Annotated in this window: 17 protein-coding genes and 1 tRNA gene; 12 read left to right on the forward strand and 6 right to left on the reverse strand. The window is 69.6% G+C overall.

Going from position 1 to position 14,559, the window contains the following annotated elements:
- Window positions 1-53: 53 nt before the first annotated feature.
- Window positions 54-1,274, forward strand: coding sequence for an acetyl-CoA C-acetyltransferase (locus BLQ91_RS23680; protein WP_090099886.1), 1,221 nt, complete (start codon window positions 54-56; stop codon window positions 1,272-1,274).
- Window positions 1,275-1,434: 160 nt separating this feature from the next.
- Window positions 1,435-1,644 carry a hypothetical protein gene (locus tag BLQ91_RS23685; RefSeq protein WP_090099888.1) on the forward strand — a complete coding sequence of 70 codons (210 nt, stop codon included), beginning with the start codon at window positions 1,435-1,437 and terminating at the stop codon, window positions 1,642-1,644.
- On the opposite strand, the gene BLQ91_RS23690 is transcribed toward BLQ91_RS23685, so the two are convergent.
- Complete coding sequence (locus tag BLQ91_RS23690) at window positions 1,641-2,027, reverse strand: GNAT family N-acetyltransferase (RefSeq protein ID WP_245733770.1); 387 nt, start codon at window positions 2,025-2,027, stop codon at window positions 1,641-1,643. The two genes, BLQ91_RS23685 and BLQ91_RS23690, sit on opposite strands and share 4 nt — an antisense overlap.
- A 238-nt stretch (window positions 2,028-2,265) precedes the next feature.
- Window positions 2,266-3,066, reverse strand: a complete 801-nt coding sequence (locus tag BLQ91_RS23695) for a Bax inhibitor-1/YccA family protein (protein ID WP_090099892.1) — start codon at window positions 3,064-3,066, stop codon at window positions 2,266-2,268.
- 320 nt (window positions 3,067-3,386) lie between these two features.
- Here BLQ91_RS23695 and BLQ91_RS23700 point away from each other — a divergent pair, with 320 nt between their 5' ends.
- From BLQ91_RS23700 to BLQ91_RS23710, 3 genes are read left to right on the forward strand one after another with little or no spacing between them, the layout of a single operon-like run.
- Window positions 3,387-4,775, forward strand: a complete 1,389-nt coding sequence (locus BLQ91_RS23700; protein ID WP_090099894.1) for a SpaA isopeptide-forming pilin-related protein — start codon at window positions 3,387-3,389, stop codon at window positions 4,773-4,775.
- Window positions 4,760-5,473 carry a class F sortase gene (locus BLQ91_RS23705; protein WP_245733771.1) on the forward strand — a complete coding sequence of 238 codons (714 nt, stop codon included), beginning with the start codon at window positions 4,760-4,762 and terminating at the stop codon, window positions 5,471-5,473. Before BLQ91_RS23700 ends, BLQ91_RS23705 begins: the two co-directional genes overlap by 16 nt.
- 57 nt (window positions 5,474-5,530) lie before the next feature.
- Window positions 5,531-6,682, forward strand: a complete 1,152-nt coding sequence (locus BLQ91_RS23710; RefSeq protein ID WP_245733772.1) for a polysaccharide deacetylase family protein — start codon at window positions 5,531-5,533, stop codon at window positions 6,680-6,682.
- A gap of 6 nt (window positions 6,683-6,688) precedes the next feature.
- On the opposite strand, the gene BLQ91_RS23715 is transcribed toward BLQ91_RS23710, so the two are convergent.
- Window positions 6,689-7,723: a PQQ-dependent sugar dehydrogenase gene (locus BLQ91_RS23715; protein ID WP_090099899.1), complete on the reverse strand. Its 1,035-nt coding sequence runs from the start codon at window positions 7,721-7,723 to the stop codon at window positions 6,689-6,691.
- A 288-nt stretch (window positions 7,724-8,011) separates the two neighbouring features.
- Between BLQ91_RS23715 and pqqA the strand changes: the two genes are divergently transcribed.
- From pqqA to BLQ91_RS23750, 7 genes are all read left to right on the forward strand, one after another.
- The gene (gene pqqA, locus BLQ91_RS40440; RefSeq protein WP_143022780.1) at window positions 8,012-8,134 is read left to right on the forward strand and encodes a pyrroloquinoline quinone precursor peptide PqqA; all 123 of its coding nucleotides are present in this window, start codon (window positions 8,012-8,014) and stop codon (window positions 8,132-8,134) included.
- Between the two features lie 79 nt (window positions 8,135-8,213).
- Window positions 8,214-8,909, forward strand: coding sequence for a pyrroloquinoline-quinone synthase PqqC (pqqC, locus tag BLQ91_RS23725; RefSeq protein WP_090099903.1), 696 nt, complete (start codon window positions 8,214-8,216; stop codon window positions 8,907-8,909).
- Complete coding sequence (gene pqqD, locus BLQ91_RS23730; protein ID WP_425412527.1) at window positions 8,906-9,184, forward strand: pyrroloquinoline quinone biosynthesis peptide chaperone PqqD; 279 nt, start codon at window positions 8,906-8,908, stop codon at window positions 9,182-9,184. Before pqqC ends, pqqD begins: the two co-directional genes overlap by 4 nt.
- Window positions 9,177-10,256 (forward strand): pyrroloquinoline quinone biosynthesis protein PqqE, encoded by a 1,080-nt coding sequence (pqqE, locus tag BLQ91_RS23735; RefSeq protein WP_090099905.1) that lies wholly within the window; start codon window positions 9,177-9,179, stop codon window positions 10,254-10,256. Before pqqD ends, pqqE begins: the two co-directional genes overlap by 8 nt.
- A complete protein-coding gene (gene pqqB / locus BLQ91_RS23740; RefSeq protein ID WP_090099907.1) occupies window positions 10,253-11,125 on the forward strand; it encodes a pyrroloquinoline quinone biosynthesis protein PqqB in 873 nt (290 codons plus the stop codon). Before pqqE ends, pqqB begins: the two co-directional genes overlap by 4 nt.
- A gap of 145 nt (window positions 11,126-11,270) precedes the next feature.
- Complete coding sequence (locus BLQ91_RS23745; protein WP_176959920.1) at window positions 11,271-12,011, forward strand: inositol monophosphatase family protein; 741 nt, start codon at window positions 11,271-11,273, stop codon at window positions 12,009-12,011.
- Window positions 12,008-12,694 (forward strand): SDR family NAD(P)-dependent oxidoreductase, encoded by a 687-nt coding sequence (locus BLQ91_RS23750; protein ID WP_090099911.1) that lies wholly within the window; start codon window positions 12,008-12,010, stop codon window positions 12,692-12,694. Before BLQ91_RS23745 ends, BLQ91_RS23750 begins: the two co-directional genes overlap by 4 nt.
- A 370-nt stretch (window positions 12,695-13,064) precedes the next feature.
- On the opposite strand, the gene BLQ91_RS23755 is transcribed toward BLQ91_RS23750, so the two are convergent.
- The 3 genes from BLQ91_RS23755 to BLQ91_RS43405 all read right to left on the reverse strand — a co-directional run bounded on the left by BLQ91_RS23755 (window position 13,065) and on the right by BLQ91_RS43405 (window position 14,482).
- Window positions 13,065-13,141, reverse strand: a tRNA-Leu gene (locus BLQ91_RS23755).
- Window positions 13,142-13,259: 118 nt separating this feature from the next.
- Window positions 13,260-14,363, reverse strand: coding sequence for an ATP-grasp domain-containing protein (locus BLQ91_RS23760; protein WP_245733773.1), 1,104 nt, complete (start codon window positions 14,361-14,363; stop codon window positions 13,260-13,262).
- On the reverse strand, window positions 14,360-14,482 hold the full coding sequence (locus BLQ91_RS43405; protein WP_256238980.1) for a hypothetical protein: 123 nt from the start codon (window positions 14,480-14,482) through the stop codon (window positions 14,360-14,362). Before BLQ91_RS43405 ends, BLQ91_RS23760 begins: the two co-directional genes overlap by 4 nt.
- Window positions 14,483-14,559 lie beyond the last annotated feature (77 nt).

A 14,559-nucleotide genomic window follows, 5' to 3' on the forward strand; every position in this document is an offset into this window, starting at 1 on the left:
CGGGCGTTAACTAGGCTCGACGGCAACCTTGACTCTCAACGAGGAGTTCCGTGATGCCTGAGGCCGTGATCGTCTCCGCCGCCCGCTCCCCCATCGGCCGCGCGGGCAAGGGTTCGCTGAAGGACGTTCGGCCCGACGACCTGGTGGCTCGGATGATCCGCGCGGCGCTCGACAAGGTGCCGCAGCTCGACCCCGCGCAGATCGACGACCTGATGCTCGGCTGCGGCCTCCCCGGCGGCGAGCAGGGCTTCAACATGGCGCGCGTCGTCTCCGTGCTGCTCGGCTACGACAACCTGCCCGGCACGACCGTCACGCGGTACTGCGCCTCGTCGCTGCAGACGACCCGCATGGCCCTGCACGCCATCAAGGCGGGCGAGGGCGACGTGTTCATCAGCGCCGGCGTCGAGACGGTGTCGCGGTTCGCCAAGGGCAGCTCCGACTCGTGGCCCGACACGCACAACCCGCTCTTCGCCGACGCCGAGGCCCGCACCGCCGCCACCAAGGCCGCCGGCGCGCAGGAGTGGGTCGACCCGCGCACGCTCGACGTCGTGCCGGACGTCTACATCCCCATGGGCGAGACCGCCGAGAACCTGGCTCTGCTCAAGGGCGTCTCGCGCCAGGAGATGGACGAGTTCGGTGTCCGCTCGCAGAACCTCGCCGAGAAGGCCATCGCCGACGGCTTCTGGGCCCGCGAGATCACGCCCGTGACGCTGCCGGACGGCACCGTGGTCTCCACCGACGACGGCCCGCGCGCCGGCGTCACCTACGAGGCCGTGTCGCAGCTCAAGCCGGTCTTCCGCCCCAACGGCCGGATCAACGCGGGCAACTGCTGCCCGCTCAACGACGGCGCCGCGGCCCTCGTGGTCATGTCCGACACCAAGGCCCGCGAGCTCGGCATCACCCCGCTCGCCCGCATCGTGTCGACCGGCGTCTCCGGGCTGTCGCCGGAGATCATGGGCCTCGGCCCGGTCGAGGCCTCGAAGCGCGCACTGGCGCTCGCGGGCCTGTCGATCTCCGACATCGACCTCGTGGAGATCAACGAGGCGTTCGCCGCCCAGGTGATCCCGTCCTACCGGGACCTCGGCATCGACCTGGACCGCCTGAACGTCAACGGTGGCGCCATCGCCGTCGGCCACCCGTTCGGCATGACCGGCGCGCGCATCACCACGACGCTGATCAACTCGCTGCAGTTCCACGACAAGCAGTTCGGACTCGAGACCATGTGCGTCGGCGGCGGCCAGGGCATGGCGATGGTGATCGAGCGCCTGAGCTGAGCTCCCTCCAAAATCTGCAAATTGACGCCTGCAAGTAGCTCCGCATCACTCGAACGGAGCTACTCGCAGGCACCCTTCCTGCCGATGAGATGAATCGTCGCTCGTTGACGTCATCAGGTGAGGGGAGTCGGTCCCTGCCGATGAACCAGGAGGGCCGGACATGCCCTACGTGTGGTGGCAAAGCGAATACGACCTGCGGTGCCACGCGTTCTCCCTCGACCAGGCCAACGGACCGCGCACCTTCTACGAGGCCGTCTGCGAGCACTCGGTCCCCGGCGAACGGGTCTCGCGCGCCCAGGCCGGCGCGCTCTGCACCACCTGCCTGGTCAAGGTCGGCACCGAACTGCCCGACGTCCGCTGGCGGGCCTAGCGGCGCCACATCCCCACCGAGTCCGGTGCGCTCTCCACGAACCCGTGACGGGCGTAGAGACGACGGCCCGGCGGATCGGCGAGCAGGCTCACCTGAGCCGCGGGCGCGGCCTCGCGGATCTTCTCCAGCAACGCGGTCATGATCGCGTCACCGATTCCCTTGCGCTGGTGGTCCGGCAACACCGCCATGTCGATGACGACGAAGTACGTGCCGCCGTCACCGATCACCCGGCCCATGCCGACGGTTTCGCCCGATTCCACGTGGACGACGTGCGCGCTCACCCACGCGCCTTCGACACCGATCTCGGCTTGCGCCCGAGTGCGTTCGCTCAGTCCCGATTCCTTGCGCAGGCGCAGGTAGTCGTCGACATTCGGTGGTGCCACGACAAGCTGATATGCGGAGTCCACACATTCCCCCTCATTTGTGCGCGTTGTTCGCCCGATGACGGCAAAGGGCCGTCCGGGCTCCTCCGATGCCGAGCTTTCGGAGCCGGTGACGGCCTTGGCCGTTGGCGCATGAGCCGCATGGCCTCGGCGAACCTCTTCGTCATCCCGCTCCCCCACAACGCCGAAGGGGCGCCCCGCCGCAGCGGAACGCCCCTTCACAGCACTTGCCCGGACGTCAGTCCGAGTTGAAGTACGACAGCAGGCGCAGGATCTCGGTGTAGAGCCACACGAGGGTGACGGTGAGACCGAACGCGATCTGCCACGCGAACTTGGCCGGCACGCCGGCGCGGATCGCCTGGTCGGCGGCGTCGAAGTCGATCAGGAAGCTGAACGCCGCGAGGCCGATGCAGACGAGGCTGAAGATGATGGCGATCGTGCCGCCGGAGCGGATGCCGATGCCGCCGCCACCGTTGAAGAAGCTCAGCACGAAGTTGAACAGCATCAGCACGCCGACGCCGATGATGGCGCCGGTGATCCACTTGGTGAACTTCGGCGTCACCCGGATCGCGCCGGTCTTGTAGACCACGAGCATGCCGAGGAACACGCCGAGCGTGCCGATCACGGCCTGGCCGATCACCGCGATGCCGTTGCCCGGCACCACGTTGTCGAGCGCACGACCGATGATGTAGCTGATGCCGCCGAGGAAGATGCCCTCTGCGACGGCGTACGCGATCACGAGCGGCGGGCTCGGGTTGCGCTTGAACATGATGATCAGCGCGAGCACGAGGCCGATGATCGCCGCGGGGAACGCGAGGAAGTACAGCCCCGTCACGAACGTGGTGACAGCGCCTGCGGCCACCACACCGAGGGTGATGGCGGTCTTGGTGACGACGTCGTCGATCGTCATCGGCCGCTCGCTGGTCAGCGGCGGCGGAGCCTGCTGGTAGCCAGCCTCTGGCTGGCCGAAGCCTGCGTAGCCTCCGTACCCGCCGCCTGTCGGCAGGTTACGAAAAGCCGGGTTGCTGCTCGAGCGCACCTGGTCCTCCTGGGGCGTTGCTTTACGCCGTCACGGGGTACAACGAGCACGCTCGGTGCCATGTTCCCCGTCGGTAAAGGCGACTTTACCCCCGACGACGATCACACGTGCGCAAATACTGCACTAACTCCGGAGCGTAGTGACGCTACGGCGTGTCGCAGCGTGTCCCCGCGAAACCGAGTAATGCGCGTCACATTCCGATCACGATCACACTTCCTCGCAGCGCCAGACTTCCCCCTCGTGGGGGCTTGTCCCCGGGGAGGGGGACCGACAAGCTCGCACGCGGGATGTACACAGGTCAGAGGGGATCGAGATTCAAAATGGGCTGGAAACGTCTGGCCGCCGTGGCGGTGGTTTCGGGGCTCGCGCTCCTGACCGTCCCCGCGACGGCGACAGCTGTCGGCGTCAAGGGCATCGGCCACAACGCGTCAGGGCTCCAACCCAACGCCACACCGGGTAGCGAGTGGCACGGCTCATACGTCTGGCAGGACAAGCACGTGTGGTGCGTGCAGTACGCGCTGCCGGCTCCGGACAGCAACGTCGGCTACAAGGAAGGCGACGCGCTGCGCACCAAGGCGGGCAAGGACCTCGCGCCGGACATCGCGGCGAACATCTCCTACCTGCTGCTGCGCTACTCGACGACGAAGTCCGCGGAGGAGGCCGCCGCTCTCGCGCACCTCCTGCACAGCTGGACGTCGGCACCCGACGGCGCCGTGCGCCTCGACACGACCGACCCGAAGTTCCTCGCCTACGACGCGGCCTTCTACGCCGCACGGCTGCCGCAGCCGGTCCTGGACGCCGTCGCGCGCCTGAAGGCCGACGCCGAGGCCAACCGCGGCCCGTGGGCGCTCAGCGCCACCGCGCCGAAGGAGCCGCTGGTCATCGGCACCGAATCCACCTGGACCGTGTCGCTGCTCAAGGCGGACAAGAAGGGCGTCACGAACGCCCCGATCGACTTCACCCTGACCGACGCGAAGCTGGCCGACGGCAGCACGAGCGGCAAGGCCACCACGGGTCCGGACGGCAGCCCCGCCACGATCAAGCTCGTCGCGACCGGCCCCAAGCCGTCGATCGCGGCCGTCGCGGACTCCCCCGCCGACCGCCCGGTCGTGCACTTCCCGATCCAGACCGAGAACATGCAGCGCATGGTCACGACCGGTGGCGAGAAGAAGCTCAAGGCCGCCGCCGCCGGCCAGGCCAAGACCGCGCCGGGCGCCGTGAAGATCACGAAGATCGACTCCGAGACCAAGAGGGCGATCGCGGGCGTCGCGCTGCGCGTCACGACCAAGGACCAGACGTCCGCGGCGAAGAAGCAGGACGACACGGACCTCGTCGGCACGGACGGCAAGCCGCTCGTGCTGCAGACCGGCCCCGACGGCACGGTCGAGGTGCCGGACCTGCGCACCCCGCAGGAGATCTGCCTCGTCGAGGTGGCCGCCCCCAAGGGCTACGAGGAGTTCTTCGACCCGAAGGCGCCGCCGGCGGCCTGCGGCACGCTCGCGGCCGGCCAGACGCTGGCGCTCGAGCTGGTGAACAAGCCGAACAAGCCCGTCGTGCCGAGCACGATCCCGGCGGGCGCGGACGGCAGGACGCCCGTCGCCACCGCGTCGTTCGACACCCAGCTGCGCCCCGGCGTGATGCTCGGGGTGGGTGGACTGGTGCTGCTCGGTGCGGCGCTGGCAGGCTTCCTGGTGTGGCGCAGGCAGTGAGTCCCAAGGCGTTCCTGACCGGTGCGCTGGTAGCGGCTGTCGCCGCTACCAGCGTGCTGGTCACCACGCCGCGAGCCGAGGTCCTCCCCGGACGCGCGATCGCGGCCGAGATCCCGGTCGTCGGACCGGGACCGGTGGCCGACAGCCTCAGCACCGGCCGCGGGGCCGACCTCACCGGCCTCGTCGGCGGGGCGAACACGGCCAACGCCAAGCCCGCCGACCCCGCTCCCCCGCAGCAACAGCAGCCCGCGCCGCCCAAGGCCGGTCCGGGCTCCGTGCGGCTGCCCTCGGGCGGCTCGGCGACGTTGGTGCGCAAGGAGGTCAAGGACGGCGTGCTGCCCGTTCCGGACGGCATCGGCGAGGCGACGTGGTGGGGCACCGAGCTCGCGGCCCCCGAAGGCGCCACGGTGCTCGCCGGGCACGTCGACTGGAAGGGCGCGAAGGGCCCGTTCGCGGAGCTGTGGCAGGCGCAGAACGGCCGCGAGGTCGTGATCGCCGACAGCGCGGGCAAGGAGTTCCGGTTCCGCATCAAGCAGATCGAGACCGTGCGCAAGGAGGAGCTGCCCGCTCGCGCCGTCGAGTTCTTCGGACCGCGCGGCCCGCACCGGTTGGTGCTGGTCACGTGCGGCGGGACGTGGATCGGCGGGCAGCAGGGGTACGAGGCGAACCGGGTCGTGATCGCCGAACCCGTTCAGTAGCGAAGCAACCCGTTCGGGTGACCAGTCGTCTCCTAAGGTGTGAAACGGTGGGGATGGTTGACCACGGGCCTGGCTCTGGGGCTGGTTCTGGCGGTGGTGATGACCCTCGGGTCGCAGAAGGACCAGGTCCCCGCGGCTGATCCCGGTCCCCTGCCGATGGCACCGAGACTGCCGGCCCCGAAGGACTCCGGTCCGACGCCGACGGTGCCCGCCCCCACCCGCGAGCAGCTGGGCAAGCAGCCGTGGATGCACAAGCTCGCTCCCGGCGAGAAGCCCCCGCAGTTCGTGCTCTTCTCCTTCGACGGCGCGGTGTCGAAGAAGCACTGGGACAAGGTCCTGCCGATCGCCAAGGCCAAGAACGCGCACGTCACGGGTTTGCTGTCCGGCGTCTACCTGCTGGCCGACCAGGACAGGAACCAGTACCAGCCCCCGGCCGGGCTCAAGCGCGGCGTCTCCGACATCCAGTTCGGCGGCAGCCGGCAGGACATCGCGGCCCGCATCGGCTACCTGAACCAGGTGATCGCCGACGGCCACGAGATCGGCACGCACTACAACGGCCACTTCTGCTCGGGCGGCACCCAGCCGTCGGTCGACAAGTGGGACAACGCGGCCTGGAACGCCGAGCTGCAGCAGTTCAGGCAGATCGTCGACAGGTCGCGCGCCGCCGGGCTCCACCTCCCCGCCGACGCCGTCCGGGGTGGACGGACGCCGTGCCTGGAAGGCAACTGGGACCAGGCTTTCCCGGCGATGGCCGCGAACGGCCTCGTCTACGACACCAGCAAGGTCGCGCTGGGCGTGCAGTGGCCGACCGTCCAGAACGGACTGTACGAGTTCCCCATGCCCGAGGTGCGGGTTCCCGCACTGGGCAAGCAGGTCGTCATGATGGACTTCAACCTCTGGTACGCGCTCAACCAGGCCAAGGACGAACCGCACCGCGCGCCCGAGTTCACCCAGATCGTGTTCGACACCTACAGGTCCGTGCACCAGGCCGCGTTGAACGGCAACCGTGCGCCGATCGTCGTCGGCAACCACTTCAACGAGTGGAACGGGTCGGCGTTCTCGAACGCGATGGAGCAGTTCCTCGAGCACGTGTGCGACAAGCCGGAGACGGTGTGCGCCACCTACACCGAGGTGATCCAGTGGATGCAGCTGCAGGACCCGGCGGTGCTGGACCAGCTCCGCCGGATACCCGCAGCCCGCAACTGGTAGTGGGAGCTAGCCGTCGGTCGAAATGATCCGGTCGTCGGTCGCGCCGGGCTGGCCGTTCGCGTCCTGGTTGGACGTTCCGATCCACAGCGTGCCGTCCGGCGCGGGAGCCACCGAGCGCACGCGGCCGTAGCTCGTGAACACCGCCTGCGGCGTGCCGAGCGTGGTGCCGCTGACCGGGACCTTCCAGACCCGGCGGCCGGTGACGGCGCCGACGTAGAGGGCGTTCTTGTAGTACGCGATGCCGGACGGACCGGCCTGCCTGTTGGACCACGTCTTGACCGGGTTGGTCATGCCCGCGACCGAGCAGGTGCCCTCGCACGTGGGCCAGCCGTAGTTCTTGCCCGCCTCGATGCGGTTGATCTCGTCGGTGGTGTTGTTGCCGAACTCCGTGGCGTACGCGGTGTTCCCGGCCCAGGTGATGCCCTGGACGTTGCGGTGGCCGATGGAGTAGACGACGCTGCCGGCGCGGGGGTTGCCGGTGGCGGGCCTGCCCGCCGTGTCGAAGCGGAGGACCTTGCCGCCCAGCGAGTTCCAGTTCTGCGCGGTGCCGGTGTTCTGGCCGTCGCCCGTGGTGGCCCACAGGAAGCCGTCCGGACCCCACTCGAGGCCGCCGCCGTTGTGGTAGCGGTTCTTGGGGATGCCGGTGACGATCGGCTGGGGCGTGCCGCCGAGCTGCAGCTTGGCGACTCGGTTGTCGGTCGCCGTCGAGTAGTAGATGAAGACGGAGTTGTCGGTCGCGAAGCTCTTCGAGACGGCGAGGCCGAGCAAGCCTCCCTCACCGCCCGTCGTCTGGGCCTGTTCCACCGTGTCCAGCTCGGTCACGGTCGTGCCCGAGAGCTTCTTGATCTTGCGGGTGTCCCGCTCGGTGAAGATGCCGCTGCCGTCGGGCAGGAACTCGATGTCCCAGGGTATGTCGAGGTTGGTGGCGAGCGTGCGCTCGGCCAGGACGGAGGGGTCGTCCTGCGCTGAAGCGGGGATCACGCACAGGGACGCGGCCAGGGCAGTGCAGGCTGCCGCCGCTGCGATTCGACGAGCACGCATCTGTGCTCTCCTTCGGGTCCGCTCGGAGTTTGGCTGCGGCGGCGGCGTTGCAGGGCGTGCTTACGCAATCACAGATCGCATGCCCTCGCAACAGTCGTCGGAGGTCCCGGTGTTTCCGGCTGACGAGCAGAACAAACTGACCATCATCCATCCGATGACTTCCGGACACCTTCTGTACGGTCTAGACCGTGGCGGCGTGGACCACCTACGGTGGGAACCGCCGCCGCGCCCCACGGAAAGCGCTTGCAGGTCCTCCGGGACCGCAGGCAGGAGACCGAGGAGTTGCGCATGAACGAAGCCGTCACCACCACCGGGACCGAGCTCCCCGAGATCAGGCGCGAGTGGGTCAAGCCCGACTTCCGCGACTTCGAGACGCCGATGGAGGTCACCGCCTACGCGGCTCGCAGCTGACGTCAGGTGGCGGGCCGGGGTTCCCGGTGGAGCCCCGGCCTCTCCGCGCGTCCTCTCCCTGGCCGACCGAGGAGTCCCCATGACTGCCGTTCCCCCCGCGCGGTTCGTCGCCGAACTGCGCGCCCTCGCACCCCGGTACTGGGACAGCCACCCGTTCCACCTGCGCATGCACGCCGGTCAGCTGAGCAAGCACGAGCTGCAGTCGTGGGCCGCGAACCGCTGGTACTACCAGCGCTGCATCGCGCAGAAGGACGCCGCGATCCTGTCCAACTGCCCGGTGCCCGAGATCCGCCGCCAGTGGCGCGAGCGGATCGTCTGGCACGACGGCACGCAGCCGGGTGAAGGGGGCGCGGAGAACTGGATCCGCCTCGCGGAGGCCGTGGGCCTGACCCGGGAGGAGGTGCTCGACGAGCGGCACGTCCTGCCCGGCACGCGGTTCGCCGTGGACGCCTACGTGAACTTCGCGCGCACCAAGCCGTGGGTCGAGGCCATCGCGTCCGGGCTCACCGAGATGTTCTCCGGCGCTCTGATGCGCAAGCGCTTGGCGGCGTTGCGGGAGCAGTACCCGTGGATCGCCGAGGAGGGCTTCGCCTACTTCACCAACCGCATCGAAGCGGTGGCGGGTGAGGGGAAGGCCACCGTGGACATCGTGGTCGCGCACGCGCTGACCCGCGAGCAGCAACTGGCCGCCGTGGCCGCGCTGTCGTTCAAGTGCGACGTCCTGCGCGCCGTGCTGGACGCGGTCGACTACTACTCGGGCAAGGGCAAGCCGTGACGTCCGTGGTCGCGCTGGACGCCGTGCCGCGGATCCGGCGTGGCGTGAAGTGCGCCTACGACCAGATCCGGTCCGCGCACGTCGTGCTGTTCCCCGAGGGAGTGCTGGTGCTCAACGAGACCGCAGCGTCCGTCGTGGCGCTGTGCGACGGCGTTCGTTCCGTCGGCGACATCGCCCTCGCGCTGGGCGACGAGTACGCCGGCGTGGAACCCGAGGACGTGGCCTCACTGGTGGCCCGCCTCGTCGAGCGAAGGGTGGTGGACGTCGATGGCTGAGGCGCCCTTCGGCCTGCTGGCCGAGCTGACGCACCGGTGCCCGCTGCAGTGCGGTTACTGCTCGAACCCGCTGGAGCTGGTGCGCCGCGACGCCGAGCTGTCGACCGAGGACTGGCGGCGCGTCTTCGACCAGGCCCGCTCACTGGGCTGCCTGCAGGTCCACCTGTCCGGCGGGGAACCGCTGCTGCGCCAGGACCTCCCCGAACTGGTCTCGCACGCGAACAGCCTCGGCTGCTACGTCAACCTCGTCACGTCCGGGGTGGGTCTCTCGCGAGACCGGTTGCGCTCGCTGGCGTCCCTGGGCGTCGACCACGTGCAGCTGTCGTTGCAGGACGCGACCCGTGCGGGCAACGACCGGATCGCGGGCATCAAGGCGTTCGACCGGAAGGTGGAGGCGGCGGCTTTCGTCCGCGAGGAAGGCCTGCCGCTGACGGTGAACACCGTGCTGCACCGGCAGAACCTCGACCACGTCGCCGGCATCATCGCGATGGCCGAGGAGATGGGCGCCGAGCGCCTGGAGCTCGCGAACACCCAGTACTACGGCTGGGCGCTGCGCAACCGCGCGGCACTCCTGCCCACCCGAGAGCAGCTCGCCGCCGCCGATCCGGTCGTCGCCTCGGCGCAGGAACGCCTGCGCGGGCGGATGGAGATCGTCTACGTGATCGCGGACTACCACGAGGCCCACCCGAAGCCCTGCATGTACGGGTGGGGTGCGCGGCAGCTGACGGTGGCGCCCAACGGCGACGTGCTCCCCTGCCCCGCCGCCACGGTGATCTCGTCGCTGCGGATCGAGAACGTGCGCGAGTCGTCGTTGCACGACATCTGGCACTCCTCGTCGTCGTTCAACGCGTTCCGCGGCTTCGACTGGATGCAGGACCCGTGCCGGTCGTGCCCGCGCAAGGAGGTCGACTTCGGCGGGTGCCGCTGCCAGGCCTTCCAGCTGACCGGTGACGCGGCGGCGACCGACCCCGTCTGCTCGCTGTCGCCGTCCCGGTCCACTGTGGACCAGATCCTGGCGACCGAGATGGCGCCGGCCGACGTTCCCGCGATGGCCATGAGGAAGATGCGGTGAAGGCGGTTCTGCTCGGCACGACGGCCGGTGGCGGGTTCCCCCAGTGGAACTGCGCCTGCTCGTTGTGCGTGCGCGCCCGGTACGGCGCGTTGCCCTCCCGGACGCAGGACTGCCTGGCGATCACCGGCAACGGCACCGACTGGTGGCTCGTCAACGCTTCCCCGGACATCCGCACGCAGATCACGTCGTGCGCGTTGTTGAACCCCGGTCCGGGCGCGCGGCAGACCCCGTTGCGCGGTGCGTTGTTCACCGACGCGGAACTCGACCACACCCTCGGCCTGCTGACCCTGCGCGGCGGGGCGGGGTTGACGGTCTGGGCACCTCCCGCGGTCCTGCACGCGGTGAAGGACCAGTTCGACCTGCGCTCGGTGATCGACGGGTACTCGCCGCTGTCGTGGCGCGAGGCCGGTTCCTTCACGGTGGACGGCCTTCGCGTCACGGCCGTCCCGATCAGCGACAAGCGCCCGAAGTACGCGCGTTCCTCCACTGTGGACGGCCCCTGGGTGGTCGCGTACCGCTTCGAGGACGTCGTTTCCGGTGGTGTGCTGGTCTACGCGCCCTGCCTGGCGTCGTGGCCCGGCGGTTTCGACGAGGTGGTGGCCTCGGCCGACTGCGTGCTGCTCGACGGCACCTTCTACGCCGCCTCCGAGATGGGGTCGGCGACCGGCAGCTCGTCCGGCCAGGCTTCGATGGGCCACCTGCCGATCACCGCGAGCCTGGCCGAGCTGCGCCGGTTCCCCTCCGTGCGGCGGATGTACACGCACCTCAACAACACCAACCCGGTGCTCGACCCGTCGTCCCCGGAAGCGGCTTCGGTGCGCGAGGCCGGCGTCGAAGTGCCCGGGGACGGCACGGTGATCGAGCTCTAGGTGAGAATCGGCGGATGCCCTGCGTGATCGGGGGCCGTCCTCCACCGCGTCAGGTGAGTTCATCGGGGTGGCACAGATCACCGGCGCGCGTGGGACGTTGCCCGGAGTCGTCCGGCCGAGTTCGTGACCGATCACAATGGCACCCGTGACTCCCGGCGCTCTCCTCTCGCTGGCGGTGCAGTCCTGTGTGGACGCCGCCGAGCTCCTGCACGGCCTGACCGTCGACGTGGCGGCGAAGGGCGCCTTCGACCAGGTGAGCAACGCCGACCTGGAGGTGGAGGCGTTCCTGCGGCGTTCGTTGACCGACGGCGCCCCCGGCTCGGCGGTCGTCGGCGAGGAGCTCGGCAGCGCGTCGGCCCCCGTCACCTGGTTCGTCGACCCGATCGACGGCACGCGGAACTTCGTGCGCGGCATCCCGCTGTCCTGCATCTCGGTCGCCGCGGCGGTCGACGGCACGCTGGTCGCGGGCTGCGTGCTGGACCCGTTCCGCGACGAGCTCTTCACCGCGGCCGTGGACGTGCCTTTCGCCGTGCGGTCGTCCGGTCTGGTGATCACGCCGGGGGTGAGCCCGCGTCCGCTGGTGCTGACCGACATCCCGTTGCCCGGCAGCCCGTACAGCGGCGAGATGGACCTCTTGAGCTCGCTCCTGGCCGTTGCCGACGTGCGCCGCGTGTACTCGACGGCCCTGTCGCTCGCCTGGGTCGCCGCGGGCCGGGCCGACGCCGCGGCCAACATCGGCACGCACCCGTGGGACGTGGCCGCCGGCGCCGTCCTGGTGCGCGCGGCCGGCGGCCAGTTCCGCGAGATCAGCGCGAACGCCTTCGTCGCCGGCCGTGGTGAGATCGTCGACTGGCTGGCGTCGCGCGTGAAGGGCATCGTCTCGTGATCGATCTCAACGGCAAGGTCGTGCTGGTCACCGGAGCCGGCGGCACCATCGGCGCCGGCATCGTCCGCCGCTTCACCGACGCGGGCGCACGCGTCGTGAGCCACAGCGGGCAGGACGACGGCGACCTGCGCACCTCGGCCCGCCGCGTGGTCGACGACGCCTTCGCGCGCTACGGCCGCCTGGACGCCGTGGTCAACAACGCGGGCATCCAACCCGTAGAACCGTTGCCCGGCATGACATCCGAGCAATGGCAGTCCGTGGTGGACACCAACCTGATGGCACCGTTCGCCGTCACCCAGGCCGCAGTGGCACACCTGCCGGCAGGCGGCTCGGTCACGCACATCGCGTCGATCGAGGGCAGGCACCCCGCCCCCGGCCACGCCCACTACGCGGCCTCGAAGGCGGGCCTGATCATGCACGCCCGCGCCGCCGCACTGGAGTACGGCCCGCAGTTCGGCATCCGCGTGAACACGGTGTCGCCCGGGCTGATCGCGCGGCCCGGCATCGAGGCGCAGTGGCCGGAGGGCGTGGCGCGGTGGCAGGCCGCGGCGCCGTTGGGTCGGCTCGGGACGCCTTCGGACGTCGGGGACGCCTGCGTGTTCCTGGCTTCGGACCTGGCGTCCTGGATCACCGGGCACGACCTCGTGGTGGACGGGGGCGTGACGGCCCGCCCGACCTGGTGAGGCGCGCTGCTGAAACGCGCCGACTCGCCGTTCCTCGGCTGGATGAGCAGAAGCAGGGGCTCGTGACGAACACCACGGCGATTGGTACACCAGTGCCAACCGGGCCGGAAGCCGAGGACATCGCGCCGCTCGACGCCCTTCACGCCTGGAAGCGGACCTGAGCAGACTCCTGACCTGCTGCTACGACGGCCCTCCAGGATCGCCCAGCTCGGCGTCCGCCTGAACGATGACCATGATCATCATCTGGTTACTCTCCGGCTCCCCTCTCCGCATCGTTGGAGGTAGTCGAAGCAGCCGAACGGATCGCCGAAGCGACCTGCGAAACCAGTGAAACACCTGACCAGGCACCTGATCCTGGTGCGGATCCGGTTGGTACCCCCGACGGGATTCGAACCCGTACTGTGATCCTTTTAAGGGACCTGCCTCTACCGATTGGGCTACGGGGGCGCGGTGAGCCTAGGCCTTGATCGTCGGCTTGTGTGAGCGGATGGTCGTTTCTCGCCCGAGCGGCCCAGCGAATTGGACTGGAGCGAGCAACCGGGTAAGCGTCGAACGGACCCGAACATCAGCGGGCCCTCCCGGCTCCGAGCAGTTCCCGGAAGCGCAGCGCCACCCAGTCGTGCACGGCCGCGGAGACGCTGTTGTCGCCTGCCCTGTGCTCGAACCAGCGCCAGTCGCAGTTGACGTTGATCTCCAGGAACACGTGGTCACCGCCGGTCACGAGAAGGTCGAACGCCGCCACCTGGACGCGCCAGTGGCGGGCCAGGGCGAGCAGCTTGTCCGAGAGGGACGTCGGGACCTCGGTGGGCGTGACGCGGACCGCGTCGGGATCCACCCAGAGTTGTGCCGGGTCGAGCTTGTCGACCTGGAACGCCAGGCAGCGTTCGCCGACGACGAAGACGCGCAGTTCGGTGTCGGAGGGGACGTACTCCTGCACGATCACCGGGGCGGGTTCCGGGGTGTCAGAGGCCCTGGACGTCTCCAGGGGGCGGGGGAAGAGGCCGTGTTGCACGCCCGGGCGGGGCTCCAGCAGGTGTCTGCCGGCCGTTTTGACGATGCAGTGGCCTCCGCCGGGGCGGGTGCGGCCCGGGCGGGTCGTGACGGCGGTACGGGGGACGCGCAGGCCGAAGGCAGCGGCGTCCGAGAGCTGCGTCAGGCGGTCCAGGTGCGTCGAGAAGCGCGACGGGTTCACGTGGGCCCAGTCGGAGCGGGAGGACAGCCAGTTGGCCACTGAGGCCCACTGGTCGACGGCGTAGGCGCCGGCCAGGGTTCCCGGTTCCACCGGGACGGCGGAGAGTTCGAAGTGGCGGCGCCAGACCAGCAGGGGGCGCAGGAGCCAGCGGTCGAGCTCGACCAGCGGCTGGTCGGTGTAGACGGAGAGCGGGAGGTCGACGCAGCGGTCGGCGTCGATGCGGGCCATTCGGATGCCGCGCTCTGCCAGGGCGATGGAGAGCTCGTTCATCTCCATGTCGGCGGCGCGGGCCAGGACGAGCACGCAGGGTTGCGGGTTGCCGTCGCCCTCGTCGACCATGCCGAGGCGGTGGACCTGCTCCTGGAAGTCGAGGCACTTGGGCGGGGAGCGGAAGAGGTAGTCCTGCCCCTGGAGCAGCAGGGGTCTGGCAGCTTCGGACGGGGCACCCGGCACCCGTCCGTCAGCCGACCTGCTCAATCGTCCTTCTTGCTGCGGAAAACCTGCCCCGCCTGCGCGTACTCTGCGGCGTACTGCGCCAACGCGGGGTCCTCGATCTCGCCACGACGAAGCTGTGCGGCCAGCTCCTCGAGAGACATCGGGATCACCCCTCTCCCCACATGGCGAATCACGCATTCAGGTGATGCACCAGCCGTAGTTTCTGAAACACGTAACG

The sequence above is a fragment of the Lentzea jiangxiensis genome (assembly GCF_900104175.1).
Classification (GTDB): Bacteria; Actinomycetota; Actinomycetes; order Mycobacteriales; family Pseudonocardiaceae; genus Lentzea; species Lentzea jiangxiensis.

Bases quoted from the DNA above. Each gene is read 5' to 3' on its own strand.
- pqqA (WP_143022780.1), top strand. From the start codon at position 8,012: ATGAACGAAGCCGTCACCACCACCGGGACCGAGCTCCCCGAGATCAGG.
- BLQ91_RS23685 (WP_090099888.1), top strand. From the start codon at position 1,435: ATGCCCTACGTGTGGTGGCAAAGCGAATACGACCTGCGGTGCCACGCG.
- BLQ91_RS23680 (WP_090099886.1), top strand. From the start codon at position 54: ATGCCTGAGGCCGTGATCGTCTCCGCCGCCCGCTCCCCCATCGGCCGC.
- BLQ91_RS43405 (WP_256238980.1), bottom strand. From the start codon at position 14,482: ATGTCTCTCGAGGAGCTGGCCGCACAGCTTCGTCGTGGCGAGATCGAG.
- pqqE (WP_090099905.1), top strand. From the start codon at position 9,177: ATGGCTGAGGCGCCCTTCGGCCTGCTGGCCGAGCTGACGCACCGGTGC.
- BLQ91_RS23700 (WP_090099894.1), top strand. From the start codon at position 3,387: ATGGGCTGGAAACGTCTGGCCGCCGTGGCGGTGGTTTCGGGGCTCGCG.
- BLQ91_RS23715 (WP_090099899.1), bottom strand. From the start codon at position 7,723: ATGCGTGCTCGTCGAATCGCAGCGGCGGCAGCCTGCACTGCCCTGGCC.
- pqqC (WP_090099903.1), top strand. From the start codon at position 8,214: ATGACTGCCGTTCCCCCCGCGCGGTTCGTCGCCGAACTGCGCGCCCTC.